The organism is Enterobacter sp. 198 (assembly GCF_009025585.1).
Lineage (GTDB): Bacteria > Pseudomonadota > Gammaproteobacteria > Enterobacterales > Enterobacteriaceae > Enterobacter > Enterobacter ludwigii.
Window position 1 is genome coordinate 409,209 of record NZ_WCIM01000030.1, and the last position, 26,972, is coordinate 436,180.

A 26,972-nucleotide genomic window follows, 5' to 3' on the forward strand; every position below is an offset into this window, starting at 1 on the left:
AGTTAAAAAACAGATGGGGGCCTGAAAAAAACGCCGCCAATATAGAGCCTTTTGTCACGAGGCTCAATGGTTAATTTGTTTACTGTTTTATGACATGCGGTACGGGGGAGGGAATATCCTCATTTTAAGAATAAAAATTGCGCTTTATGCCAAACAAAAACAGCCGGTTACGCGTATTTTGACAGGACTGTAAAAAGAGAGAAAAGTGTGTGACAAATCGTGCCATTGAGGGACGTTAAGGGGGGCAGATAGCCCCTTTAAGCGCATTATCTCGACATTACCTGCAAAATACCGGGGTCACGACAGGTTGTTTTTATTCCCGGACATAGCGGTTACAGGCTACTCATTACATCTGATTGGTATAACAAAATCGTGAAAGCGAGAAATCAACAGGTCTTGCATCACTGGTACTCTTCCCCTAATCTGCCAAATGTAAGTGAATTCTTACCAATGACTCGGGGTGCTCTTCTTAAACCGAGAACGCTACAAGGCAGGTAGCGATCCACCCCAAACTGATCGAGTGGGGGTTCCTCGATTTTGTAAACCGACAATGGAAAGAGAAGATTTTCTCGCCTGTGTCAGGTAAGAACATGCCAAAAATCGGCAAGGTCTTGGCTGATGTCCGTGATCAGCTTGGTATTCCGTACCTTGACGATTATGGGCAGCGGCGGCTAGTTCACAGTTTCCGGCATACCATGATTTCAACCTGTTTAGCTGGCTGAGTTGGTAACTTGGCGCACTTGCAACAGGTGGTAGGACATGAGAAAAGTGGCTCAGGGATTACCAGACGCTATTTGCACACTTTTCCTTTACATTCAGTTTGTTACGTTATTGACGGTTTGGGCTGGTTAAATTGAGATGATATTCGTGAGAGAGTTGAACAAATAGAGAAAATCATGTTGTTACCTCATTGTCTGGAGATATAATGACCATATTGTCATCTTGAGGAACATAAGCATGGCTGCTCGTTCTAACCTTGTAAATTTAGATGCACTGATTAAGCGTGCTGATTTAGGTTTAAAGATCCAAGATAATTCTTCATTTGAAACTCTAAACAGTATTCCTGCAAGAGAATTGAAATCAGGTAATGGAATTGCTGCGCTTCTGAGGAAACCAGATTTCCAGCGTGAAACAAATCATTGGGGGCCTGAGCAGGTTGTATCGCTGCTCGAATGCTACATAAATGGTGATTTGATACCTTCCGTTATTCTTTGGCGATCATCAACCAATCTTTTTGTGATCGATGGTGGCCACCGTTTAAGTGCGTTACGTGCCTGGGTTGAAGATGATTATGGAGACGGTCATATATCTCATCAACTTTTTGGGCATGATATTCCTCGTGAGCAACGCCGCGCTGCTGATAGAACGAGAAAGCTTGTGAAGGACAGAGTCGGCAGTTGGGAATATTATCAGAAGCTGCTTGCCGATGATGCTTCATTGACCGAGGAACAACAGAGAAGAATCAGTGTACTAACATCCCGTGGAATCTCAGTCCAATGGGTTGTCGGTGATGTAGATAAGGCTGAAACCTCTTTTTTTAACATCAATATGAAGGGTACTCCTCTTGATGCTATCGAAGAGATGCTTCTAAAGAATCGCAAGAAAAGTATTCCAATAGCAACCCGAGCAATTATTCGTGCTGGTAAAGGTCATCGCTACTGGTCGGAGTTTGATCAGGGCATTGCCCTTCAACTTGAAGATAAATCTGCGAAGCTGCATCGTTTGCTCTTCGAACCTGAGGTTGATCGCCCGATTAAAACTCTTGATCTTCCATTAGGCGGTTCTCGAGGGGTCAGGACAGCAATCCAAGTTTTGAAAGATTTCTTACTGATCACTGATTGCAACCAGAATGGTGTTTTGAAAAAAATCGAAGATTACCCTGATGATGTGTCGGGTACCGATACATTAAGAATCCTTTCCAAAGCCACAACATTGAGCAATAGAATCACAGGCAATGGGGATGGTAGCCTGGGGCTTCATCCAGCGATTTATTTTTATGGTCCGACTGGAATCCACTCAACGCCAATGTTTTTAGGAACCGTGCTACTGGTAGCAAAACAACTCTCCAACAATAACGGTCAATTCTTTAAAGACTTCATAACAATCAGGTCTAGGCTTGAGAAAATAATGATCGAATTTAAGGACTTGATCGCAATGATAGTACAAAAGCCAGGCAGTAATGTCCGAGTGACTCGCTACTGTGATTTTTTAAATGCGGTGATCAAATCACTAAAGCAGGGAGAGAATATTGATGAGAGTAAGCTCATCGAGCTGGCCGAATTGGAGGGGAGAATACTCTCTGGGGATTTTAAGAGAACATCTGCAAAAATCAGCGATGAACAAAAAAGTAAGGTGTTCATTGACGTGGCTCTGCGTAACGCTTTGAAATGTCCGATTTGCCAAGGTTACCTTGATACTGAAAAATCAGTTTCTTATGATCATATCGTACGTGTCCGTGAAGGTGGAGATGGTAGCTCTGACAATGTACAGTTGACACATCCTTACTGTAACCAGTCAGTGAAGTGTTAAAATTACGTTTCACATTTCATTATCATTTGTATCGAACGTTTTTGAGAAAGGGCAGGATTGCGAGCCAGTCACCAACGTGAACAAGTAAATGCTGTTTTCGTAAGTGCAAAGCCGTTTCCCGCCCTGCAACTCCTTTTCGTCGGGGTTGTTCATGGTGATTTTGCCTGCCGTAGCATTAAAAACCAGCAATGTACTGCAAATCAATAGAATACCTCTCATATCTCCCCTTGAATGATCAGGCTCCCTCAATGCTAAGTTGCAATCTTGGTAAGCATCCTCTAGCCATTATAGTAACAATTTTGATCAATTTTACCGATTGATTTTACAATTTCGATCGATTAAAGTAATTATAGATGTTAAGGCACCTGCCGATGGTGTACTTAATCTATTCAGCTAAGGAGGCTGTTTTGAAAAAGATTCTTGCATTACCTCTTATGTTCTTTTCCTTCTCGTCCTTCTCTGAAGGCGTTCCGTCTACAGATGTACAGCCTTATCCTGAGTACCTAGCGGCCTATGTCAAAACGCTTGTTACTGCCGGGTGTGAACAGGCGCTGAAAGGCGGTTCTGAGGATGCACTGATAAAGCAGGCAACAAAAGGTATGAAGAAAGATACGCCTAGCTACTACGCTGTTTACAATTCTGTCGTTGAGGGCGTTGGTGCTGGTACTGCGCTTAAAGCAAAAGGGAGGTTAATAACGAAAGATAAGATCGCCATTGATAGCTGTGGTGGGGTCGCAGCCTATATCTCGATGCAAAAAGATTTTATGAAAATTGTAGTTGATGAGATGACAACATCAGAGCAATCTCAAGCTGGTGCCGTAAAACCAAAGGCGGCATCTTCTGACGAAAGCGTGTATCGGACTACGGCGAAAGACCTAGCAGAACTGTATAAAGCTAACGAAGTTGCAGCCGATGACAAAATTGGTGGTCGTAAGGTGGAAGTAACCGGAACTGTTCAGGACACAACAAAAAATTTCGCGAATGATGTAGTTCTTAAACTTGAAAGCGGTAATCGCTTCATGCCTGTCAGCCTGAGTATGTCGGATTCAGAGAAAGCGCAGGCGTCGAAATTGAAAAAAGGCCAAAAGATCACCGCAACTTGCGAAAAGATGCAGTTTTTCATCGGTGCACCGTCTGGCGGTGACTGCACCTTTAACTAATCTGTCATACGGTCTGCCGGGTAAAATTCCCGGCAACTCATCCACCCCACCTCGTGGGGGTCCCTGCTATTTGACGATCCAGCTTACATGCTCATGCTGAAAATATCCTACGACTCTCTGGACCATGTGCCTGGCGTGACAGACGATCCCTCAATAATTTCTTATCTTCTTTCAGAAATATCGCAGAGCCGACAGTGGGGGACGATCGAGAAGCCGACAGCAGGATCGTATCTGTATGAGTTGCCTTGGGCGGGTGTCACTGACCGAGTGACCTCAGCAGACATCAAAGGATTCAGACGTGCCGGGAGTACGTTGGAGCAGTCTCTTGATGAGATTGAGGCCAACAAGTTTCTTCAGATGCGTGCTAAATTCGAACGCTCTCGCGAATATGCTTACTGGCAGGCGCTGATTTTTAACAAGGTCGATGCATTCGGCACTCAGCAACCAGAAATAAACTGGTCTGTAGAGTTCTCACTGAACCAGCAAACCTCTGACCTTCATCAGGGGGTTAGTGATGATCCGATGCGCGACATTGATGATCAGGTTAGTGCCACAAAAGCACTGATGGGTGGTCTAACTCAATACCTGCGTGGCTGGGTTCTGCTGTGTGGATCTGATGCCTACCGTGCTGTGAGATATCATCCACAAATCCGCGAACTCCTAGTCTATTCAAACGGTCTGGTTGGTTCTGATGTGCTGTTCCCGTCTGATGTTCTGCCAGGCTTTAGTTCGTTTATGCTGGGTTCTGTGCGTCTGATCGAAGTCAGCGATTCAGCATTCAGTGGTATCAAGTCAAACGAGGCTTTCCTTGTTCCGGTCTTTGGCAATGCTCCGGTTGAGCAAAGTTTGCCTATGGGCCGCTTCGTTGGTCCATGTGCTCGCCATCTTGAAATCTCCGCTTCTGGGGATGTTGAAGACTGGTACGCATACAGGGCTTTCGACGAGTTACGAAACCGTAATTTATATAGTGAATACAGCCTTATGGCATACAACTTCAGGCCGGATCTGGTCTGTAAGATGACGCTATTACCAACAGCATAAAAGCGGTTTGCGGGAGCGCATTGCTCCTGCTGCTAGGCGAGTCAAAGGAAAGGAGATTTACACATGCACATGAAACTGTTCAATTCTAAAGGTCTGCCACTTCTGGCAATGAGCCTGGATAACCGTTCCGATAATTGGTTGAACCTGTCAGCTATTGCGAGATATTTCGACGTCCCACGCAGCACTTTTTTGCAGCGGGTGAATGATTATGGCTGGGAGTCAGCATTAGCTCATTATGAGCAGCAGCGAAAGACCAAACTGAAACATTAAGGCTGGGTGACCCAGCCTTAATTATTTAGTGTTATATAGTCATTCAAAAATAAAAGTATTTTTAAATGATATTTTTTGAAATTCTGAGCTTGCCTGTATATAGGAGAGTTGGAGCTTTGTAATGTTCTCGTAATGTAATCTCATCGATTCAACATCCTGAAGGGTAGGTATTTTGTCATCATTTATTTTTGTGGCGTAACTGAAGAATACATTAATCTCATTTGTAAGTTGGTTAGCCACATCCAGTGCTTTTTGGATTATTTGCATTGCATCTTTTTTGATTGTAACGTTATGGTTATAAACACGTGTGAAACATTTTGATAGTATCATCGAGACTTCAAAGGCTTCAATTCCGGAGCGTTGAAGATTTAAATGGGTTTCCAAGTCGATCAGTCGATTATCTCTGTTTAAATTATTAACCGTACTTAAAGTGAAATTTAGCAATAATCTTATTTTTGCATATTTATCACGGAGATCTAATATTTCATTATATAAAGATAATGCAGAGGAAAATGATGCCTCGTGTAACTTCGCACTGATTAACTCATTAACTTTACGTCTACCGTACAATAAACCAATAATCACTCCGACTGCCGTTACGCCATTTGAAGCGATAGAAATAGCATTATCCCATACTTGTAAATCCATCATGACCTCTTTTTTTATGCGGTAGTTGACGACTTAAGAGCATTCTACATGGCACACATTGTGTCACTCAACCTGTCACACATAGACCAAAAGGGCCGCTTTTGCCGTTTACAAGACTTCCCGCTGGCATTACTATCCTGATCAGGGATTAATGAGGAGCATTAATCGCAAGCTTTTGATTTTGATTCAAATGACTCGGGGTGCCCTTCTTTGTGAAGGCTGAGAAATACCCGTATTACCTGATCTGGATAATGCCAGCGTAGGGAAGTCAGATGCCTTCCCGGTCATCGCTTCTTCACGCACGGCAGGAGCGATACCATGCAGCCTGACCTGCTCGATTTACACGTTTTACATCAGTTTCGAACCCGTTCCCCGCTTACCCACTGTATGACCAACGATGTGGTACAGACCTTTACGGCCAATGTATTACTGGCGCTTGGCGCTTCTCCGGCTATGGTGATTGAAGCTGAAGAGGCCGAGCAGTTTTCCGCGCTCGCAGATGCCCTGCTGATTAACGTCGGGACGCTGACGGCGCCGCGCGCCCAGTCGATGCGCCGGGCGATTAAGCGTGCAGTGGCAGCAGGGAAACCCTGGACGCTTGACCCGGTTGCCGTAGGGGCGCTGACGTTCCGCACCCGTTTTTGCCACCAAATCCTCGCCCTGAAACCGGCGGCCATTCGCGGCAATGCCTCGGAAATTCTCGCCCTTGCCGGGATGAGTGCGGGCGGGCGCGGCGTCGATACCACCGACACGGCGGCAACTGCGCTGCCTGCCGCGCAGGCGCTGGCTCGCCAGACGAATGCCATTGTGGTGGTCACCGGTGAACGGGATTACGTCACCGACGGGCAGCGCACCCGCACGGTCGTGGGCGGTGACCCGATAATGACCCGCGTGGTGGGAACGGGATGCGCGCTCTCGGCAGTCGTGGCGGCGAGCTGCTCGCTTCCCGGTGACCGGCTGGATAACATCGCCGCCGCTTGCGGATGGATGAAACGTGCCGGATCGGCAGCCGTCGCCCGGTCCGGTGGTCCCGGCAGTTTTGCCAGCGCGTTCCTCGACGCGCTCTACACTCTGGAGGAACGGGCATGAAACGGATTAACGCACTTACCATTGCCGGTACCGACCCAAGCGGCGGCGCGGGCATTCAGGCTGATTTGAAAACATTCTCCGCACTCGGCGCATACGGCTGCTCGGTGATTACCGCGCTGGTGGCGCAAAATACGCGTGGCGTGCAGTCGGTTTACCGCATTGAGCCGGACTTTGTCGCCGCACAGCTGGATTCGGTTTTCAGCGATGTGCGAATCGATACCACCAAGATTGGGATGCTGGCCGAGACCGACATTGTTGAAGCGGTGGCAGAACGGCTTAAACGTTACCAGGTGCAAAACGTGGTGCTGGATACCGTGATGCTGGCAAAAAGCGGTGACCCGCTGCTGTCCGCCTCCGCCGTCGAGACGCTGCGAAATAAGCTGCTGCCGCAGGTTGCGCTTATCACGCCTAATCTGCCTGAAGCCGCTGCGCTGCTGGATGCGCCGCACGCGCAGAATGAGCGCGAAATGAAAGAGCAGGGGAATACGCTCCTGGCGATGGGCTGCGGCGCCGTGCTGATGAAAGGCGGTCATCTTGATGATGAAGAAAGCCCTGACTGGTTGTTTACCCACGACGGTGCGCTGCGTTTCACGGCCCCGCGGGTACAGACCAAAAACACCCACGGGACCGGCTGCACGCTCTCTGCCGCGCTGGCGGCTTTGCGCCCCCGTCGTGACAACTGGGGGGATACGGTCCGCGACGCTAAAATCTGGCTCTCCGAAGCGCTGGCAAAAGCCGATACTCTCGAGGTTGGTCACGGTATTGGTCCGGTACACCATTTTCATGCCTGGTGGTAAGCCGTATACTGGCAACACACACCAGGCCTGAGAAAAACAGAGATGGAACAAGCGCATACCCGGTTAATCGACCAACTGAATGAACGCATTGCCGCCCCGGACAACACGCCGCTGTATCTGAAATTTGCCGAAACGGTAAAAAACGCGGTACGCAACGGGGTGCTGGAGCATGGGAATATACTGCCCGGCGAGCGCGATCTCAGTCAGTTAACCGGCGTGTCGCGCATTACCGTGCGCAAAGCGATGCAGGCTCTGGAAGCCGAGGGCGTAGTGACGCGTGCCCGCGGCTACGGGACGCAAATCAATAACATCTTTGAATACTCGCTCAAGGAAGCGCGCGGTTTTTCTCAGCAGGTGGTGCTGCGCGGCAAAAAGCCCAACACGCTGTGGGTGAATAAACGGGTGGTGAAATGCCCGGAAGAGGTGGCCAGCCAGCTGTCAGTGCCGCCGGAGAGCGAGGTCTTTTTGCTTAAGCGCATCCGCTATGTGGATGATGACGCCGTATCGATTGAGGAGTCCTGGGTGCCGGTAGGGTTGATTCACGATCCGGATGCAATTGGGATTTCCCTGTATGAGTACTTCCGTAGCCAGAATATCTTCCCGCAGCGCACCCGTTCACGCGTCAGTGCCCGCATGCCGGACAGCGAGTTTCAGACGCATATCCGCATGGATGACAAAATCCCGGTGCTGGTGATCAAGCAGGTTGCACTTGATCAGCAGAACCGGCCCATTGAGTTCAGCATCAGCTACTGCCGTAGCGATTTATACGTCTTTGTGTGCGAGGAGTAACGCCTCGCGCCCTGGCGCACAGTCGCCGCCGCGGTGGCTAACGACCCAGGCCGCCACTGCATTGCCAAGCGTAACGGCATCAGCCAGCGACCATCCTGCCGCCAGCCCGGCAAGCGTGCCACCGGCGTGGCTGTCGCCCGCACCGATCGTGTCGACGACGGTTGCGGGAAACGCCGGAACGTAGCCCGATTTATCACCCTCAAACCAGGCGGCACCGTCTTTATCGTGGCGAATAATCAGCGCCGAACCAAAACGCTGTAGCCACTGCGGACCGAGTGTTTCAGCTTCCATGCCAAATCGTCCCGCTGCCATCTCCGCTTCCTGGCGATTAAGCGATACCATCGGCTTACAGGCCATGATCCGCGCCATCAGCGCATCAGGAATATCGGCAATGCGCGGCCCAAAGTCGATAAACGCGGTAACGTTTTCCAGGCCCTCCAGCCAGGCCGTCAGACGCTCTCCGCACGGTGACGCCAGCTGATAGCCTGAGAGGTAGACCAGGCTTTCAGGCGGTACGTGCAGCGCATCCAGCCAGCGCTGTTGCCACTGGTTCTCCACGCCGCTAAACGACATAAAGGTCCGCTCACCGTCCGGTTCGACCAGCGCCAGACACCAGCCGTTGTCGCCCGTTTCTACTTCGACGACGCTGTGCAGATCCTGTTTGGCCATGGCGTTACGGATGATGTCTGCCCACACTCCGTGACCGACAGGGAGCGCGTTTTGCGCCGCGATCCCGAGCCGTTTCAGCGCAATAGCAATATTCAGCGCACAGCCGCCGATATTGACACCCTGTTGTTTAAGTTCGATATCACACCCGCGCCAGGGCAGGGCATAGGCGTCGGCGATCACGTCGATGACCGCGGCACCCAACACCGTGACCGGGCGAGTGGCGTGCAGTGTTTCAAGGCGTGCAGCAAAAGCACTCATACGCCCTCCCTTTGCTCCCGGAAGTGCAGCAGTTTTTCACAGTAGTGGTTAAAGTCGAGGCGGTTTACGGCGTCGAGTTCCTCCTTGTACGCCGGGTCAATCGCCTGTACGCCGTGAAGCGCACCGCAGATTGCCGTCGCCATCGCGCCGATGGTGTCCGTATCACCGCCGAGGTTGGCGCACAAAATGGCGCAGCGGTTCGGGTCGGTGCCTGCCAGTTCGACCATCGCAATCGCCGCTGGAACCGACTCAAGCGTGCTGGTGCCCGCGCCAATAAGCTGGTAAACCTGCTCGCTGGCGGAATCGATGCCGTTGGCTTCACGCACGGTCTTAAGGGCGAGCTCAATCCGTGCCGCCAGCGATGCGCTGAAGGTGGTTGTTTTCGCTTCCTGTGCGTAGCGGGCAATGCCTGGCAGGGCATCGACGATGTTCTGCCAGCGTTCACCGTCAATGGCACGCGACACTGCCCAGGCTATCACCACCGCGCCGGCAATCGCGAGGTCGGATTTATGGGTCGGGCTGGAGGCCAGCGCCACCTCTGCGACAAAGTGCTCCAGACGCGTGGCCGGCAGCAGGCAGCCCAGCGGAGAGGCGCGCATCGCCGCACCGTTGGTGACGCCGTTGTTTTCCAGTTCACTGACCGGCTTGCCGTCACGAATAGCGTTAAGCGCAATCTTCGATGTCGGACCTAACACATTCTTGTTAAACGCATCGAACGATTCAGCCCAGTGCAGAATATGTTTGCCGATAACATCTGCGTTGATCTGCCCGTCGCATTCGATAATCGCATCCGCCAGGCATAACGCCATTGACGTATCGTCGGTGAATTCTGCCTGCTTAAAATAGCAGGCGGCGTTATTTTCAGCCGGTCCGGGTAAAAAACGGTCGATCCAGCCGAAGTGCGCTTTGACGCGCTTTCTCGGCCAAAGCTCCGACGGCATGCCCATCGCATCCCCTAACGCTTGCCCGTAAAGGGCACCGAGAACACGTTCTTGTTTCATTTAACTTCCCCTCGTGTCAGCGCGGTATCGCTTTCAACCACCTCAATTGCGGTGATCTCTTTGTCCGATTCGCGGAAAAACAGCATAAACAGCACGGCGATCACGGCAATCATGATCCCTCCGAATGCCCACATTCCGGCCCAGTTGAAGGTCAACCCATTCACCGGCTCTTTGTATGCGAACATTTTTTCCATCATCACGCCGCCCAGGCGGTAACCTAACAGGCTACCAAACCCCTGACAGCACAGCGTAATCAGGCCTTGTGCGGCGGTGCGCATATGCACCGGCGCTTTTTTATCCACGTAGATATACGCGGTCACATAGTAGAAGTCGTAACTCACGCCATGCAGCAAAATGCCGAGGAACAGCAGGGCATAGGTGAAGTACTGGTCGGCACCACCGTAAACAAAGAAGCCATAGCGGATGGCGGCGGTGAGCAGGCCCAGCAGCAAGACCTTCTTAATACCAAAGCGTTTGGTGAAGAACGGCAGCGCCAGCATAAAGAAGATTTCGGAGAACTGGCCGAGCGTCATCCAGCCGGTGGCGTTTTTCATCCCCACTTCGGTGAGATAGCCGTTGGCAAAGATGTAATAAAAGGCCAGCGGCATCGCGAACAGGAATGAGCAGAAGAAGAACACCAGGAAGTTTTTATCGCGCAGCAGGATCAGCGCATCCAGCCCCAGCATGACTTTGAAATCCATCTTGCCGGTACTCTTCGGCGGGGTGTTCGGCAGGAACAGCGCAAAGACACCGAGCAGGGCGGAGCTGCCCGCCGTCATCAGCAGCGGAATATTGGTATCGGAAATGTCGTTATAGCCCATCATCTGCGGGAGGAAACCGCATGCCAGTCCCGAGGCGATCCAGCCGAGGGTGCCCATCACGCGGATACGCGGGAAATCAGCCTCCACATCATCCACATTGGCGAAGGCAATACTGTTGGTCAGCGCAATGGTCGGCATATAGGTCAGGGAGTAAATCAGCAGCAGCGGGAAAAAGGTGCTGAACTGGGTTTGCTGTGCGGCGAAGTACATCACGATGGCACCGGCGAACATCAGTACGGCCAGTACTTTCTGCGCAGCGAAAAAGCGGTCGGTCAATGAACCCACCAGAATGGGGGAGAGGATCGCGGCAATCGCGGTACAGGCATAAGACCAGCCAATTTCCCCGGCGGTAAAACCGCTTTTGCTCAGCCATAACCACAGCGGTACAAACCACGCGCCCCAGATAAACCATTCAACAAACATCATGAATGACAGTTGGACTTTCGTTTTCATTGTTTAATCCTGCATGTCAGAGAGGGTACGCCTTTAACATACCACTTAATAATACCTTTTAAATACCTTTGCGGTGATTGTTTGATCAATGTAACAGTTTTGTTGTACACGAATCGAGCCAGCAGATTGTGCTGAAAAAAAATGCAAATGGTGGAAAATCTGTTAAGTCGGTACCAGGCTTAGTCTGCCCATAACGCTATGGGCCTGGATAAACACTCACCGACATCACGTCGGGCTTACGGGAGCATCACATGACTGATATTGCGCAGTTGCTTGGCAAAGACGCCGACAGCCTTTTACAGCATCGTTGTATGACCATTCCAGCCGACCAGCTTTATCTGCCTGGCCATGATTACGTCGACCGCGTGATGGTTGATAACAACCGTCCGCCTGCGGTACTGCGAAATATGCAGACCCTCTATAATACCGGCCGACTGGGGGGAACCGGGTATCTTTCTATTCTGCCGGTTGACCAGGGCGTTGAGCACTCCGCGGGCGCCTCCTTTGCGGCGAACCCGCTGTATTTCGATCCGAAGAACATCGTCGAACTGGCGATAGAAGCGGGCTGTAACTGCGTGGCATCCACCTATGGCGTACTGGCCTCCGTATCGCGTCGCTATGCCCACCGCATTCCATTCCTCGTCAAACTGAATCACAACGAAACCCTGAGTTACCCGACCGAATACGATCAGACGCTTTACGCCAGCGTAGAGCAGGCGTTCAATATGGGTGCGGTCGCGGTTGGGGCGACGATCTACTTTGGTTCTGAGCAGTCGCGTCGCCAGATTGAAGAAATTTCTGCTGCCTTCGAACGCGCGCATGAGCTGGGTATGGTCACCGTTCTGTGGGCGTATCTGCGTAACTCCGCATTCAAGAAAGACGGAGTGGACTACCACGTTTCTGCCGACCTGACCGGCCAGGCGAACCATCTGGCGGCAACCATTGGCGCGGATATTGTGAAGCAGAAGATGGCGGAAAATAACGGCGGTTATAAAGCGGTAAACTTCGGTTACACCGATGACCGGGTCTACAGCAAACTGACCAGTGAAAACCCTATCGACCTGGTGCGTTATCAGCTGGCGAACTGCTATATGGGACGTGCCGGGTTAATTAACTCCGGTGGTGCGGCGGGTGGCGACACCGATCTCTCCGACGCGGTGCGCACGGCGGTTATCAATAAGCGCGCGGGCGGTATGGGGCTGATCCTGGGACGTAAGGCGTTTAAAAAATCGATGGCGGACGGCGTGAAGCTGATCAATGCCGTGCAGGATGTGTACCTGGACAGCAAAGTGACTATCGCTTAAGACTTTTTGTAAAACGCTGGCCGGGTCAGGCATTACCGCCGCCCGGCCACACTGTCAACGCAGAAGCTGGCAGTCCGGTGGCAGCCGGCACTGTAGCGCGCCCGGTAACACCTCAATGCGGAACTGCTTTCCGCTCAGCGGCTCTCCGTCAAGATTAAACGTCATGCCGTGTGGGGCATTCACTTCAAACCACGCGGATTTACCGGCAATAATATTCGGGCTCTCCTCTGGCTGGGTCAGGGTGGTAAATAGCGCAGGCAGCAGGCCATCACCCGTGAAAATACGCAGCTGTAACTGACCATCATTGATCAGCGCCTCCGGGCATAACTGCTGTCCGCCACCGGCCTGACGGCCATTGCCGATACCAATCACCAGCGCATCACCCTGCCACTGAAAGTTCTCGCCGTGAATCTCACAGCGGTCCGGCTTCAGGGTATCCATGCGCATCAGGCCATGGATCAGATACGAGACGCCGCCCAACGCTGCCTTCAGCTTTTCAGGGGTTTCGCTGGTAATGCGCGTCCCGAATCCACCGGTCGCCATATTGATAAAACAGGTTTTTTCATTCACCTGAGCAATATCCACGGCGGTGGCTTTGCCAAGGATAGCCAGCTGCAGGGCTTTTCCAAGTTCTTCGGGGATTCCGGCGCTGGTGGCGAAATCGTTGGCCGTACCGAGCGGCAAAATGCCCATCACCGGGCGGTCGGTTGCGGGGAGATCTATCAGAGCGCCGGCAATTTCATTAATGGTGCCATCGCCCCCGCCAGAAATAATGGTTTCGACCCCGAGCTTCAGACCTTCGTCGATATAGCGTGCCGCATCACCTTTTTCCCACGTCACTCGCACGTGTAGACGCGCACCGTCTTCACGCAAATCCGTCACTGCCTGGCGCAACAAATCGTTGCCCGCACTTTTGCCATTGAGAATCAATAAACTGTCTGGATAGATTGCCATCCGCGCTGCTCCCTTTTTTAGCGTTAGTAAGAGTGTATAGCAGGGAGGAAAAAAGCGGGTAAGAACAGGATGAAAGGGAAAAAATAAGCCCGCGTAAGGGAGATTACGCAGGCTAAGGAGGTGGTTCCTGGTACAGCTAGCATTTATGGGTTATGTTTTTCAGCGGGGGGATAATACCCGTATTGAACGAAGCGGTATGTGATCCGATTCTAAGAATTATCCCAGCGCGAAAAAATTTCCCTGCTTGACTATTTACTGTGCGGGTTACGGGTACTTTCACCGTTGAAATTACGCATCAGCAGCGCAAACTCCAGCTCCACTTCTTCGGGTACCGGCAGCCAGACGGTATGGCCGTTGCCTGGCGCCACGTCAATTGCTTCGCCTTTACCGTTTTCCAGATGTTCCAGGGTGAAGTTCATGTTGCCCTGCGGGGTCATCAACTCCAGGCTGTCGCCTTTGGTGAATTTGTTCTTCACCGCCACGGCGGCCAGCGCACCTTTGCGCTCACCGGTAAAATCACCGACAAACTGCTGGCGCTCGGAAACGGAATAGCCGTGTTCGTAGTTCTGGTAATCGTCATGGGTGTGACGACGCAGGAAGCCTTCGGTATAACCGCGATGCGCCAGGCCTTCCAGGGTTTCCAGCAGGCTGGTATCGAACGGTTTGCCGGCAGCGGCATCGTCGATGGCTTTACGGTACACCTGAGCAGTACGCGCGCAGTAGTAGTAGGACTTGGTACGGCCTTCAATTTTCAGGGAATGCACGCCCATCTGCGTCAGACGCTCAACGTGCGCAATCGCACGCAGGTCTTTGGAGTTCATGATGTAAGTGCCATGCTCGTCTTCAAAGGCGGTCATGTACTCACCCGGACGTTTGGCTTCTTCAATCATGAACACGCTGTCAGTTGGCGCGCCGATGCCTAAGGTTGGCTCCACGTTGGTCACCGGGATCGGCTCATGTTTGTGGACGATATTGCCAATGTCGTCTTCTTTGCCTTCCTGAACGTTATATTCCCAGCGGCAGGCGTTGGTGCAGGTACCCTGGTTCGGGTCACGCTTGTTGATGTACCCCGAGAGCAGGCAGCGACCGGAGTAGGCCATGCACAGCGCGCCGTGAACGAAGATTTCGATTTCCATATCCGGCACCTGCGTGCGGATCTCTTCAATCTCTTCCAGCGAAAGTTCACGAGACAGAATGACGCGGGTCAGCCCCATCTGTTTCCAGAATTTCACCGTTGCCCAGTTAACGGCGTTGGCCTGAACGGAGAGGTGAATATCCATCTCCGGGAAGTTCTCCCGAACCAGCATGATTAAACCCGGGTCCGACATGATCAGCGCGTCCGGTCCCATATCAACCACCGGCTTCAGATCGCGGATGAACGTTTTCAACTTGGCGTTATGCGGCGCAATGTTGACCACCACGTAGAATTTTTTGCCCAGGGCATGTGCTTCGTTAATGCCGAGTTGCAGGTTCTCATGGTTGAATTCATTGTTACGCACGCGCAGTGAGTAGCGCGGCTGGCCAGCATAGACGGCGTCAGCGCCATAGGCGAAAGCGTAACGCATATTTTGCAGCGTTCCCGCCGGGGAAAGGAGTTCCGGTTTAGACATGTTTGTTCTCGTTCTGATGACAGGTCAGATCCGCATGCACCAGGTGCAGCGGTAAGGGGAGATCCCCCACTTTAAGGGCGGGCATTGTAGCGCTGCGGGACAGGGAGGTAAAGCGCCGGGTCGTACCATCGCTAACCCGGCCGGAGGCGTGTCGTCAGGTATTGTCTTTTACCGTCTGGCTTGAACCGTTAGTTTTGACCGACGCGATGCCTTTATCTCGCGACTGTTCCGAGGCATACATCTGGCTGCTGCCAATAACCTGATGATTCCCGGCCTTCAGATTGAAGTGGAATTTACCGTTGGTGGCCACTTTCTTCTCATAACGTTCATCAGAAGGGCTATTGGTGCGAACGGAGGCGATACCGTTTTCGGCGGAATTTTTGGTGGTGTAAAGCTCACTGGTCAGGATCGTTTCTCCGTTTCCTGCTTTGAGAACAAACCTGAACTGCCCATCACTGCTTTTGTTTAACTCGAACCAACCAGACATAGGAACTCCTTGAACGAAGTGGAATTATCTGCACCAGTTATCAATAAGCGAACCGGTAATGTGAGTATGGTTGATTCTTCGTTGCTTTCCAGAAATGAAAAACCCGCCAGCAGGCGGGTTCGGTAAGCTAAATGCTCAGGCTATCCTGCACGCATCCGCTTCCCATCGGTAGCCCACGCCATACACCGCGCGGATAAATGACTGCTCCGCGTCGAGCGCTTCCAGCTTGCGGCGCAGGTTTTTAATATGGCTGTCGATGGTACGGTCAGTCACGACGCGGTAATCATCATACAGACGGTTCAGCAGTTGCTCGCGGGAGAAGACCTTCCCCGGCTCGTGGGAGAGGGTTTTCAACAGGCGGAATTCGGCGGGGGTGAGATCCAGCAGCTTGCCGCGCCAGCTCGCCTGGAAGCGGCTTTCATCGACGATAAGTGGGCTTTCCGCGTCCAGTACCTGCAGTTCACGATGGGGCTTACAGCGGCGCAGAATGGTTTTTACGCGCGCGACCACTTCACGTGGGCTGTATGGCTTGCAGATGTAATCATCCGCGCCAATTTCGAGGCCCAGCAGGCGGTCGATCTCTTCGATTTTCGCCGTCACCATCACCACCGGCACGTCCGAGAAGCGACGAATTTCCCGGCACAGGGTCAGGCCATCGGTTCCGGGGAGCATCAGATCCAGCAGGATCAGGTCCGGCGGCGTCTGGCGCACATAAGGCAGCACCTGATCGCCATGGCTGATAAGCGTGGGGGCATAGCTTGCCGCGCGTAAATAGTCGATCAGTAACTGCCCGAGCTTCGGCTCGTCTTCGACAATCAAAATGCGTGGCGTGTTTTCGTCAATCGGTAACTCGGTCATGCTTCTCTCGATAAATCCCGTTCCAGAGGTAACTCTACTGTAATGCTTACCCCGCCAAAAGGCGAATGGGCGGCGCGGATCGTGCCATTATGGGCCTCGACGATGTTTACGCAAATCGCCAGTCCCAGACCGGACCCGCCGCTGGCGCGATTGCGGGAGCCTTCGGTGCGATAAAATCGCTCAAACAGTTTTTCCAGCTGTGCATCCTGCACGCCGGGGGCGGAATCGGCAAAGGTCAGGGCAAAATGCACGTTTTCTTGTTTGCCGGAAATATGCAGGCCACCGCCGCTGTCGGTGTAGCGCAGGCTATTTTCCAGCAGATTGTTGAACAGCTGCATCAGGCGGTCTTTGTCGCCAAACACCACGGCGCTGTCAGGCAGTGAGAGATCGATTTTCAGGTTGCGGCTGGCGAAACGTTCGCGGAAGGCACCGCTTACCACCTCCAGCACGTTTATCACATCGACGGGCGCTTTCTGATAGGCCAGCGCGCCTTCGTCCGACATGGAGAGCTGGTGGAGGTCATCGACCAGTTTGGTCAGCGTGCCCACTTCCGCCTGCAGCGAGGCCACCGATTCGGGAGTGAACTGACGCACGCCGTCCTGGATAGCCTCCAGTTCGCCGCGCAGCACCGCCAGCGGCGTGCGGAGTTCATGGGAAATATCGGCCATAAAATCGCGTCGCATCTGCTGGTTTTTTTCCAGGGTGCTGGCGAGCTGGTTAAAGTCCTGCGCCAGCTTGCCGAGTTCGTCCTGGCTACGGGTATCGACGCGGGTGGAGAAATCCCCGGCGGCCAGCTTATGGGTCCCTTCCACCAGCCGTTTAACCGGCGCGAGCAGACCGCGGGCCAGCGGGAAGGTCGCGAGCGCGGCCAGCAGGGTGGAGAGCGCGACAATCAACCAGCTGGTGCGGCGCTGCTGGCGATCAAAGTTGATATCGGTGTTGCGCGTCAGGCGTTCAACCGGCGAGGCGATCACCCAGCCTACGGTGGCGTTATTCACTGTGATCGCCCGCTTTGTGCCATCCGGTGGAATGGGCGCGCGCGGGCCAACCAGTACGCGCATATCCTGGTCTATCACCCAGAACTGGGTGCGCCAGCCGTGCGGCGGCATCCCGGGGCCCGGGCGATCGTCACCGGTATCATGCTCAAGCGAGCGCAGGATCTGGAATACGAAGCGGTCGTTATTGCGCAGAAAACGCCAGTTACCGTGCAGGGCATACTGATCGCTCAGCGCATCGCTTAGCCCCTGTAAACGCTGTTCATTTCCATGCTTGATGTAATCAATAAAACCCCGTTCGAAACTGACCCGCACGGCCCAGTGCATGGTGACCAGCAGCACGATACAGGTGGCAAATATCGCCACAAAGAGTTTACCGGTAATGCCCGGACGCCAGAATTTCATGGTGCACTCCTTTTGCCGTGTCGGATAACGACGTTCTTACGGGTATCATCCGGCACTCTGGCGAAGATGAACGCGGGCAGGGCGATAATCACCGCCATGCTGAGATAGGTATACAAAAAGACCTGATGGGCGACCGGCGTGTCGACGCTAAGATGATGCTGTCCGTACATGCCGAGCAGTAAACCGGCAAGGGTCACCCCTACGCTCATGGAGAGCTGCATGATCATCGACAGCAGGCTGTTTCCGCTGCTCGCCAGGTCATCCGGGAGTGCTTTTAACGTCAGGGTATTCATTGATGAAAAGCGCACAGAGTTAATTATGCCCTGGCAGAACAACACCAGCGGCAGCGCGTAGTACCAGCCCAGCAGCGCCACGGCCATAAACAGCAGGCTCACCAGGGCCAGCCCAAGCGTCGCGGCAACCAGAACGTGGCGATAACCGAAACGGTTAACCACCTGCACCACGATGCGTTTCATTCCCATGCTGCCAAGTACCATCGGGATCATCATCAAGCCGGCGTGAAACGGTGAAAATCCCATTCCAATCTGCAAAAAGACCGGCGTCATAAAGGGCAACATGCCGCTGCCGACGCGCCCGGCAAAGCTCCCGAACAGGCCCAGACGATAGGTGGGGTTTTTAAACAGATCGAGCGTAAACAACGCGCTCTCGTTACCTCTGGCATGCCAGAGATACCACAGGATAGCGGTAATGCCGAGCGCCACCAGAAGGCCAAGCGTCAGGGCGGAAATCCCGAGGCCTTTTTGGCCATCAAGCGCGAGGGTGAGCATCGCCATCCCCGCCGCCAGCAGGATAAAACCCAGGAAATCAAAGCGCCGGGTCTGCATGGTGTAGTTAGGCATCAGCATCAGGGTGGCAATCGCGCCGATGATGCCCACCGGCAGGTTGATTAAGAAGATCCAGTGCCAGGAGGCATACTCCACCAGCACTCCGCCCAGCGCCGGGCCAAGCAGCGGGCCGACCTGGCCGGGCAGGGTGACGAAGGTCATTGCGGCCATGTATTGCTCGCGGGGCACAATCTTCATCACCGTCAGCCGCCCGACAGGCACCATCATCGCCCCGCCAATGCCCTGTAACGCGCGGGCCATCACCAGTTGATCCAGCGTATTCGCTTGGGCGCAAAACAGCGAGCCTGTGGTAAACAGCACGATGGCGGTGAAAAAGATATTCCGCACGCCCACTTTGTCCGCCAGCCAGCCGCTGGCCGGAAGCATAACGGCCACCGTTAATACATAGGAGACAATCACCATATGCATATGCAGCGGACTCTCCCCCAGGCTTTTTGCCATCGAGGGGAGGGCGGTATTGACGATGGTTGTATCCAGCGACTGCATAAAGAAGCCGAAGGCGACAATCCACAGCTGCCAGCGCACGTGACGTGGGAGGTCGGTCATTTATTCGGTTACCGTCGTTCTGTTTTTACGCGAAAAACGCACCCGCAGACGGTCAAAGAACAGATAGACCACCGGCGTGGTGTAGAGCGTCAGCAGCTGGCTCATCACCAGCCCCCCGACAATGGTGATCCCCAGCGGCTGGCGCAATTCTGAGCCGTCACCGCTGGAAATCACCAGCGGCAGCGCGCCAAACAGCGCCGCCAGCGTGGTCATCATGATCGGACGAAAACGCAGCAGACAGGCCTGGAATATGGCCTCTTCTGGCGTCAGGTTGCCATTTCGCTGGGCGTCCAGCGCGAAGTCCACCATCATGATGGCGTTTTTCTTCACGATGCCAATTAACAGCATGATACCAATCAGCGCAATCAGGCTGAAGGGCGCGCCGAACAGCTCCAGCGCCAGCAGCGCCCCGACGCCCGCCGACGGCAGCGTGGAGAGAATGGTCAGCGGATGGACGTAGCTTTCATAAAGCACGCCCAGCACGATATAGACCGTCGCAATGGCGGCCAGAATCAAAATCACCTGCGAATTCATCGTCTCCTGGAACACCTGCGCGGTACCGGCAAAACTGCCGCGTACCGTGGACGGCACGCCAAGCTGGGTCATCGCACGGTTGATCGCATCGCTGGCCTCAGAGAGGGACGAACCGGCTGGCAGGTTAAAGGAGATGGTCGACGCCGCCGAAAGGCCCTGGTGGTTCACCGACAACGGCGCGTTCGCCGGCTGCCAACTGGCAAAGTAAGAGAGCGGGATCGCCTTACCGTCGTTATTAATCACAAACATTTTGTCCAGCGCGCTGATGTCCTGGGTGTAACGTGGGTCCACCTCCATCACCACCTTGTATTGGTTCATGGGCTGGTAGATGGTGGAAATCTCACGCTGGCCGAAGGCATTGTTCAGCAGGCTGTTGGCGGCATCGACGTTAATCCCCAGACGTGACATGGTTTCACGATTGTAGGTTAGCGCCATTTCTGCGCCGTTGTCCTGCTGATCGGAGTTAACGTCCGCCAGCTGTGGCAGGGCGGCCAGCGCCTTGCGGATCTTAGGCTCCCACTCGCGCAGGGCGGCTAAATCGTCAGAGAGTAACGTGTACTGATAGCTGGCGTTAGCCTGACGCCCGCCGACGCGGATATCCTGAACGGCCATCAAAAACAGATTAGCGCCCGGCTCTTTGGCGAGCTTCACGCGCAGGCGGTCGATAACCTGCTGGGCGGTTTCATTGCGCTCGTCACGCGGCTTCAGGGTGATAAACATCATCCCGCTGTTCACCCGCGAACCGCCGGTAAAGCCGGTTACGTTATCTACCGCTTTATCTTCGCGGATGATCTTCATAAAGTCCTGCAGCTTGCCGCGCATGGCCTGAAACGAAATACTCTGGTCTGCCTGGATCCCGCCCATCAGCACCCCGGTGTCCTGCTCCGGGAAGAAGGTTTTCGGGATAGTAATGTACATCCAGACGTTGAGCACGATGGTGCCAATCAGCACCAGGCCGACAATGCGCGTATGTCTCAGCACCCACTTCAGGGACTTGCCATAGCTCTCCTGCATCGCCAGCAGGAAGCGACCAAATCCCTTACGGCGCGGCTGAGAGTGGGGCTTGCTGCGTTTTAACATCCAGCCGCACATCATCGGCGTGAGCGTGAGGGAAACAATCAATGAAATACCGATGGCGACCGAGAGCGTGACGGCAAATTCCCGTAACAGCCGGCCAGGCAGGCCGCCCATCAGCAGTAACGGCATGAACACCGCCACCAGCGACAGGCTCATCGACAGTACCGTAAAGCCCACTTCTCGCGTTCCCTGCAGCGCGGCCTGCAGCGGTTTCATCCCCGCCTCCAGATGGCGCGAGATGTTCTCCAGCACCACAATGGCGTCATCCACCACGAAGCCGGTGGCAATCGTCAGCGCCATCAGCGACAGGTTGTTAAGGCTAAATCCGCACAGGTACATCGCCGCGAAGGTCCCGATCAGCGAGACAGGCACTGCCACCGCAGGGATCAGCGTGGCCCGGCCTGAACGCAGAAACAGGAAGACCACCAGAATCACCAGCGCAACGGAGATCACAAGCGTCTGCTCTACCTCTTCAAGCGAGGCGCGAATGGTGGGGGAGCGATCCTGGGCAATCTGCAGATCGATCGCCGCCGGGATGGTCTGCTGGAGTTCCGGCAATCTCGCGCGGATACCGCTCACCGTCTCAATAATATTGGCTTCCGGCAGCTTGCGGATCATCAGCAAAATGGCCGGTTTGGCGTTGGTCATCCCTGCGTTGCGCACGTCCTGCACCGAGTCGGTGACGCTCGCGACATCGCTCAGGCGCACCGCCGCACCGTTGTTGTAGTGAATGATCAGCGGCTGGTATTCCGCAGCGGTTTTCAGCTCATCGTTAGTCTGGATCTGCCAGCGGTGGCTACTGTCCTCAATGGCCCCCTGCGGTTTGCGCACGTTTGCATTGCTGATGGCGGAGCGCACATCGTCCAGTGAAACACCCTGGTTAAACAGCGCCTGCGGGTTTAAGCCCACGCGCACGGCGGGCAGAGAGCTTCCGCCAACGCTGACATCACCCACGCCGTTAATCTGGGCAAGAGTCTGCGCCAGTTGGGTGGAGGCGAAATCGTACAGCTGCCCCTGCGAATAGGTGTCCGAGGTAAGCGTCAGGATCATGATCGGCGCATCGGACGGGTTCGCTTTACGGTATGTCGGACGGCCCGGCATCCCGCTCGGTAGCAGGTTCTGCGCGGCGTTGATCGCCGCCTGCACATCGCGCGCGGCGCCGTTAATATCCCGGTCGAAGCTGAATTCCAGAATGATGCGCGTGCTGCCAAGCGAGCTGCTGGAGGTCATCTCGTTGACCCCGGCAATTCGCCCGAGTGAACGTTCCAGCGGTGTGGCAACCGACGAGGCCATGGTTTCCGGTGATGCACCGGGCAGCGAGGCGCTGACCATGATCACCGGGAAATCCACCTGCGGCAGCGGGGCCACCGGCAGCAGCCGGAAGCCCAGGACGCCGCACAGGGTGATGGCGAGTGAGAGTAAAATCGTCGCCACCGGGCGATAAATGAAGAGGGCGAAAAACTTCATTTACGCCTCCTCTTCACGTTTCGGGAAGCGGCTTTTCGTCCACAGCGCCAGACGGTCAAACAGCAGATAAATGACCGGCGTGGTGAACAGGGTCAGGACCTGGCTTACCAGCAGGCCACCGACCATACCAATCCCCAGCGGACGACGCAGCTCGGCCCCGACGCCGGTACTGAGCATCAGCGGCAGGGCACCTAGCAGGGCGGCGAGCGTGGTCATCAGGATCGGGCGAAAACGCAGCAGGCAGGCCTGGAAAATTGCCTCGCGCGGCGACATCCCCTGCTCGCGCTCGGCGGCAAGGGCAAAGTCGATCATCATGATGGCGTTTTTCTTCACGATCCCGATAAGCAGGATGATCCCAATGATGGCAATCACGTCCAGCTCGCTCCCCGCCAGCATCAATGCCAGCAGCGCCCCCACGCCCGCCGTTGGCAGGGTGGAGAGGATGGTAATAGGGTGAATAAAGCTTTCATACAGCACACCGAGCACGATATACATCGCCACCACGGCCGCGACAATCAGCCAGATGGTGTTGCCCAGCGCGGCCTGGAACGCCAGCGTGCTGCCCTGGAACTGGGTCTGAATATCGGACGGGAAGTTCAGCGTCTTCTCTGCGGCCAGAATGGACTCCACCGCTTCGCCCAGCGAATAACCGTCCGGTACGTTAAACGAGATGGTGGTGGACGGGAACTGATCCAGATGGTTAATCGACAGCGGTGTGTAGCGCTCTTCCACCGTCGCGATGGCGCTGAGGGGCACGATGCCCCCGTCTTTGCTGGTCAGGCGCACCGAATCGAGCGCGGCCAGGCCGGGCGTGTTTTCCGTGTTGTGTTCCAGCACCACGCGATACTGATTCGCCTGGGTATAGATGGTGGAGATCAGACGCTGACCGAATGCGTTATACAGCGCGTTATCCACGTCGGCCATGGTGATCCCAAGCCGACTGGCGGTATCACGGTTGACGTTCACATACGCCGCCAGCCCTTTGTCCTGCCAGTCGCTGCTGACGTCAGAGAGCTGCGGCAGGGCGTTGAGTTTATCCACCAGTTGCGGTACCCAGGTGCTGAGTGCATCAAGGGTGGTGGCCTGCAGCGTGAACTGGTACTGGGTACGGCTCACCTGGGTATCGATGGTTAAATCCTGAATCGGCTGGAGGTACAGCTCAATACCCGGGACGCGCGCCACGGCAGTTTGCAGGCGGTCGATTACCGTCTGCACGCGGTCGTCGCGATCGTCAAGCGGTTTAAGGTTGATCTGCAGGCGGGCACTGTTTAGCGACGGGTTGGTGCCATCGACACCGACATACGAGGTCAGGCTCTCTACTGCCGGATCTTTCATGATGATCTCTGACACCTGCTGCTGACGCTGCGCCATGTTAGCGAAGGAGACCGTCTGCGGTGCCTGAAGCGTGCCCTGGATAATGCCGTTGTCCTGAATCGGGAAGAAGCCTTTCGGGATGAAAATCCACAGCATAACGCTGAGCGCCAGCGTACCAAGCGCCACGCCAAGGGTTGCCCATGGATGGTTAAGCACTTTCGCCAGCACCCGTCCGTAAGCGGCAATAATGCGTTCGAACATCCGCTCAGAGGCGCGCGAGAAGCGGTTTTGCTTGCGCAGGGAGGCGTGGCTCAGCATACGGGCGCACATCATCGGCGTGAGGGTCAGTGACACCACGGCGGAAATCAGAATGGCGACGGCCAGCGTCACGGCAAATTCGCGGAACAAACGCCCGACGATATCGCCCATAAACAGCAGCGGGATCAGTACCGCAATCAGTGAGAAGGTGAGGGAGATAATGGTAAAGCCGATCTCGCCCGCCCCTTTCAGCGCCGCGGCTAACGGTTTTTCACCTTTTTCGATATAGCGCGAGATGTTCTCGATAACAACGATAGCGTCATCGACCACAAAGCCGGTGGCAATGGTAAGGGCCATCAGCGTCAGGTTATTTATCGAAAAATCGAGGAACACCATGACGGCAAATGTTCCCACCAGTGAGAGCGGCACGGCGACGGCAGGAATGAGGGTCGCCGGGACGTTACGCAGGAACAGATAGATGATCATCACCACCAGCGCAATCGCCAGCATCAGTTCAAACTGGGTGTCAGTCACGGACGCGCGAATATTGGTGGTCCGGTCAGACAGTACTTTCACGCTAACTGACCTGGGCAGGCTTTCAATCAGCTGCGGCAGCATAGTGCGAATGCTGTCTGCGGTTTCAATGATATTGGCACCCGGCTGGCGCTGGACGTTCATCACGATCGCCTGCTGTTTGTTGGCCCAGGCGCCGAGCCAGCTGTTTTCCGCACCTTGCTCAACGGTTGCCACATCGCCCAGACGCACCGGCGCACCGTTCTGGTACGCGACGATCAGCTGTCGATATTCATCCGCGGACTGCATTTGATCGTTCGCCGAGAGGGTGACGGCCCGGGTTGGGCCATCAAGCGAGCCTTTCGCCGAGTTGACGTTGGCGTTACTGATGGCGCTGCGGATGGTTTCGCTGGTGAGGCCCAGCGCGGCAATGGCCTGGGCATTGAGCTTCACGCGCACCGCCGGACGTTGACCGCCGGCAAGCGTAACCAGCCCCACGCCAGAGACCTGTGAAATTTTCTGCGCCACGCGCGTTTCGACCATGTCTTCGACCTGAGTCATCGGCATAGCGGAGGAGGTGACAGCGAGCGTCATGATCGGCGGATCCGCCGGGTTTACTTTGCTGTAGACCGGTGGGTTGGGCAGGTCCGATGGCAGCAGGTTGGTGGCTGCGTTAATCGCGGCCTGTACTTCCTGTTCGGCAACGTCGAGTGAGAGTGTAAGCTGGAACTGCAGCGTCACCACGGATGCTCCGCCGGAGCTTTGCGAGGACATTTGCTTCAGGCCAGACATCTGACCAAACTGGCGCTCCAGCGGCGCGGTGATGGCCGACGTCACCACATCCGGGCTCGCACCCGGATAAAGGGTGACCACCTGGATGGTGGGATAATCCACTTCCGGCAGCGCCGAGACGGGCAGGAAGCGATAGCCAATAATCCCGGCCAGCAGAATTGCCACCATTAACAGCGTGGTGGCAACAGGGCGCAGAATAAACAGGCGTGAAGGCCCACCTGTAGAGCTCGGGGGCATAACCTGCATCAGGACGTCGCTCCCTGCTTAGCAGGCTGTTGCTGGCCTTCAACCACTTCGACTTTCGCCCCCTCGGTGAGACGATCAATGCCGTCGGTAACCACGCGGTCACCTGCGGAAAGGCCGGCGCTGATCACCACCGTCTGGCTGTCCTGAATGCCGGTTTTCACCAGATGCTTGCTGACGTTATTCTCGCTGTTAAGCACCCAGACAAAATTCCCTTCGTTGCCCATCTGCAGCGCCGCCGTCGGGATAACGACCGCATTTTCTTGTGTCGCGACCAGCATCCGCGCATTCACGAACTGATTTGGGAAAAGTGCATCATCCTGATTGTTAAAGCGGGCTTTTAACTTGATGGTGCCGGTGGTGGTGTCAATCTGGTTATCCAGACTGAGCAGGGTGCCTTCGCTCAATTTTTGCTTGTTGGTGCGATCCCAGGCTTCCACAACCAGCCCTTTGCCGGCTTTTTGCGCCTGAACCACGGTTGCGATGTCGCTCTCCGGCAGGGTAAAGACTAAATCGACAGGATGCGTCTGGGTGATGACCACGATACCGGTGGTATCGCCGCTGGAAATCTGGTTGCCAATATCAACCTGCTTCAGACCGACGCGGCCGTCAATCGGGGCGGTGATGCGGCTCCAGTCGAGCTGTAACTGTGCGCTGGCCACGGCGGCTTCGTCAGCTTTAAGGGTGCCCAGCGCTTCGCTGACCAGAGACTGCTGCGTATCCAGTTCCTGACGCGATACCAGGTTGGTTTTCACCAGTTGCTGGTAGCGTGCCAAATCGCGTTGGGCGTTCGCGAGCGTGGCCTTGTCTTTCGCGAGCTGGCCCTGCGCCTGCGCGAGGGTGACTTTAAACTGGCTTGGGTCAATTTCTGCCAGTAAGTCCCCGGCTTTAACCTGCTGGCCTTCCTGGAAGTGAAGCGCCATCAGCTGCCCGTCCACACGGCTGCGAACCGTAACGGTGTTGGCGGCGGTAATGGTTCCCAGCCCGGAGAGATAACGGGGCACCGCTTTATTTACCGCAGTAGCCGCCTGAACGGGAGCCAGCGCACCGCCGCGCATGCCGTGACGTCCGCCACTCGCGGGACGCTGTGATGGGCTGCTGGCACCTGCGGAAGTGTCAGAAGAGTCATTGTGCCAGAACCAGGCGGCGGCAAGAGCCACCACAATGATGCCAGCGGCGATTGCCCAGCGGGATTTGTTACTGCCTTTCATCGTTATACGTTCT

The 26,972-nt window shown here is 54.7% G+C and carries 21 protein-coding genes, 1 pseudogene and 1 riboswitch; of the genes and pseudogenes, 9 read left to right on the forward strand and 13 right to left on the reverse strand.

Features of this window, described 5'->3' with window-relative positions; genetic code table 11:
* Positions 1-473: 473 nt before the first annotated feature.
* The 5 genes and pseudogenes from F8561_RS24450 to F8561_RS20150 form a co-directional block, all read left to right on the forward strand.
* Positions 474-857 (forward strand): annotated as a pseudogene (locus F8561_RS24450) (integrase); the annotation flags it as partial.
* A 100-nt stretch (positions 858-957) separates the two neighbouring features.
* Positions 958-2,529 carry a DUF262 domain-containing protein gene (locus tag F8561_RS20130; protein ID WP_151887820.1) on the forward strand — a complete coding sequence of 524 codons (1,572 nt, stop codon included), beginning with the start codon at positions 958-960 and terminating at the stop codon, positions 2,527-2,529.
* Between the two features lie 407 nt (positions 2,530-2,936).
* A complete protein-coding gene (locus tag F8561_RS20140; RefSeq protein WP_151887822.1) occupies positions 2,937-3,689 on the forward strand; it encodes an OB-fold protein in 753 nt (250 codons plus the stop codon).
* 87 nt (positions 3,690-3,776) lie between these two features.
* Entirely contained in the window at positions 3,777-4,730 is a 954-nt protein-coding gene (locus F8561_RS20145) for a major capsid protein (RefSeq protein ID WP_151887823.1), read from the forward strand.
* A 63-nt stretch (positions 4,731-4,793) separates the two neighbouring features.
* The gene (locus tag F8561_RS20150; RefSeq protein ID WP_151887824.1) at positions 4,794-5,000 is read left to right on the forward strand and encodes a hypothetical protein; all 207 of its coding nucleotides are present in this window, start codon (positions 4,794-4,796) and stop codon (positions 4,998-5,000) included.
* Positions 5,001-5,039: 39 nt separating this feature from the next.
* On the opposite strand, the gene F8561_RS20155 is transcribed toward F8561_RS20150, so the two are convergent.
* A complete protein-coding gene (locus F8561_RS20155; protein WP_151887825.1) occupies positions 5,040-5,651 on the reverse strand; it encodes a hypothetical protein in 612 nt (203 codons plus the stop codon).
* 183 nt (positions 5,652-5,834) lie between these two features.
* Positions 5,835-5,931, forward strand: a riboswitch (TPP riboswitch).
* A gap of 35 nt (positions 5,932-5,966) precedes the next feature.
* Here F8561_RS20155 and thiM point away from each other — a divergent pair.
* Genes thiM through F8561_RS20170 form a run of 3 tightly spaced genes read left to right on the forward strand, consistent with a single transcriptional unit; the run spans position 5,967 to position 8,323 of the window.
* Complete coding sequence (gene thiM / locus F8561_RS20160; protein WP_151887826.1) at positions 5,967-6,737, forward strand: hydroxyethylthiazole kinase; 771 nt, start codon at positions 5,967-5,969, stop codon at positions 6,735-6,737.
* Complete coding sequence (thiD, locus tag F8561_RS20165; RefSeq protein ID WP_151887827.1) at positions 6,734-7,534, forward strand: bifunctional hydroxymethylpyrimidine kinase/phosphomethylpyrimidine kinase; 801 nt, start codon at positions 6,734-6,736, stop codon at positions 7,532-7,534. The genes thiM and thiD overlap by 4 nt, the downstream gene beginning before the upstream one ends.
* A 42-nt stretch (positions 7,535-7,576) precedes the next feature.
* Positions 7,577-8,323, forward strand: coding sequence for a GntR family transcriptional regulator (locus tag F8561_RS20170; RefSeq protein WP_151887828.1), 747 nt, complete (start codon positions 7,577-7,579; stop codon positions 8,321-8,323).
* On the opposite strand, the gene F8561_RS20175 is transcribed toward F8561_RS20170, so the two are convergent.
* The 3 genes from F8561_RS20175 to F8561_RS20185 are packed head-to-tail and all read right to left on the reverse strand — an operon-like array spanning position 8,297 to position 11,525.
* Positions 8,297-9,250: a PfkB family carbohydrate kinase gene (locus F8561_RS20175; RefSeq protein ID WP_121339299.1), complete on the reverse strand. Its 954-nt coding sequence runs from the start codon at positions 9,248-9,250 to the stop codon at positions 8,297-8,299. The genes F8561_RS20170 and F8561_RS20175 overlap by 27 nt on opposite strands.
* Positions 9,247-10,251 carry an ADP-ribosylglycohydrolase family protein gene (locus tag F8561_RS20180; RefSeq protein WP_020883237.1) on the reverse strand — a complete coding sequence of 335 codons (1,005 nt, stop codon included), beginning with the start codon at positions 10,249-10,251 and terminating at the stop codon, positions 9,247-9,249. The genes F8561_RS20175 and F8561_RS20180 overlap by 4 nt, the downstream gene beginning before the upstream one ends.
* Complete coding sequence (locus F8561_RS20185) at positions 10,248-11,525, reverse strand: nucleoside permease (RefSeq protein ID WP_148576220.1); 1,278 nt, start codon at positions 11,523-11,525, stop codon at positions 10,248-10,250. The genes F8561_RS20180 and F8561_RS20185 overlap by 4 nt, the downstream gene beginning before the upstream one ends.
* A gap of 251 nt (positions 11,526-11,776) precedes the next feature.
* On the opposite strand from F8561_RS20185, the gene fbaB reads away from it, so the two are divergent.
* A complete protein-coding gene (gene fbaB / locus F8561_RS20190) occupies positions 11,777-12,829 on the forward strand; it encodes a class I fructose-bisphosphate aldolase (protein WP_014170857.1) in 1,053 nt (350 codons plus the stop codon).
* 54 nt (positions 12,830-12,883) lie between these two features.
* On the opposite strand, the gene yegS is transcribed toward fbaB, so the two are convergent.
* The 9 genes from yegS to F8561_RS20235 all read right to left on the reverse strand — a co-directional run bounded on the left by yegS (position 12,884) and on the right by F8561_RS20235 (position 26,959).
* Positions 12,884-13,783, reverse strand: a complete 900-nt coding sequence (yegS, locus tag F8561_RS20195; protein WP_151887829.1) for a lipid kinase YegS — start codon at positions 13,781-13,783, stop codon at positions 12,884-12,886.
* Positions 13,784-14,031: 248 nt separating this feature from the next.
* Positions 14,032-15,393, reverse strand: a complete 1,362-nt coding sequence (gene yegQ, locus F8561_RS20200) for a tRNA 5-hydroxyuridine modification protein YegQ (protein WP_151887830.1) — start codon at positions 15,391-15,393, stop codon at positions 14,032-14,034.
* A gap of 154 nt (positions 15,394-15,547) precedes the next feature.
* Positions 15,548-15,880 carry a YegP family protein gene (locus F8561_RS20205; protein WP_014170853.1) on the reverse strand — a complete coding sequence of 111 codons (333 nt, stop codon included), beginning with the start codon at positions 15,878-15,880 and terminating at the stop codon, positions 15,548-15,550.
* Positions 15,881-16,015: 135 nt separating this feature from the next.
* A complete protein-coding gene (baeR, locus tag F8561_RS20210; protein ID WP_014170852.1) occupies positions 16,016-16,738 on the reverse strand; it encodes a two-component system response regulator BaeR in 723 nt (240 codons plus the stop codon).
* Positions 16,735-18,138, reverse strand: coding sequence for a two-component system sensor histidine kinase BaeS (gene baeS, locus F8561_RS20215; protein WP_032680619.1), 1,404 nt, complete (start codon positions 18,136-18,138; stop codon positions 16,735-16,737). Before baeS ends, baeR begins: the two co-directional genes overlap by 4 nt.
* Positions 18,135-19,550 (reverse strand): MFS transporter, encoded by a 1,416-nt coding sequence (locus F8561_RS20220; RefSeq protein ID WP_014170850.1) that lies wholly within the window; start codon positions 19,548-19,550, stop codon positions 18,135-18,137. Before F8561_RS20220 ends, baeS begins: the two co-directional genes overlap by 4 nt.
* The gene (gene mdtC, locus F8561_RS20225; protein WP_151887831.1) at positions 19,551-22,628 is read right to left on the reverse strand and encodes a multidrug efflux RND transporter permease subunit MdtC; all 3,078 of its coding nucleotides are present in this window, start codon (positions 22,626-22,628) and stop codon (positions 19,551-19,553) included. It abuts the gene before it with no gap.
* Positions 22,629-25,751 carry an MdtB/MuxB family multidrug efflux RND transporter permease subunit gene (locus F8561_RS20230; RefSeq protein ID WP_014170848.1) on the reverse strand — a complete coding sequence of 1,041 codons (3,123 nt, stop codon included), beginning with the start codon at positions 25,749-25,751 and terminating at the stop codon, positions 22,629-22,631.
* Positions 25,751-26,959, reverse strand: a complete 1,209-nt coding sequence (locus F8561_RS20235; protein ID WP_151887832.1) for an MdtA/MuxA family multidrug efflux RND transporter periplasmic adaptor subunit — start codon at positions 26,957-26,959, stop codon at positions 25,751-25,753. Before F8561_RS20235 ends, F8561_RS20230 begins: the two co-directional genes overlap by 1 nt.
* Between the last annotated feature and the right edge of the window lie 13 nt (positions 26,960-26,972).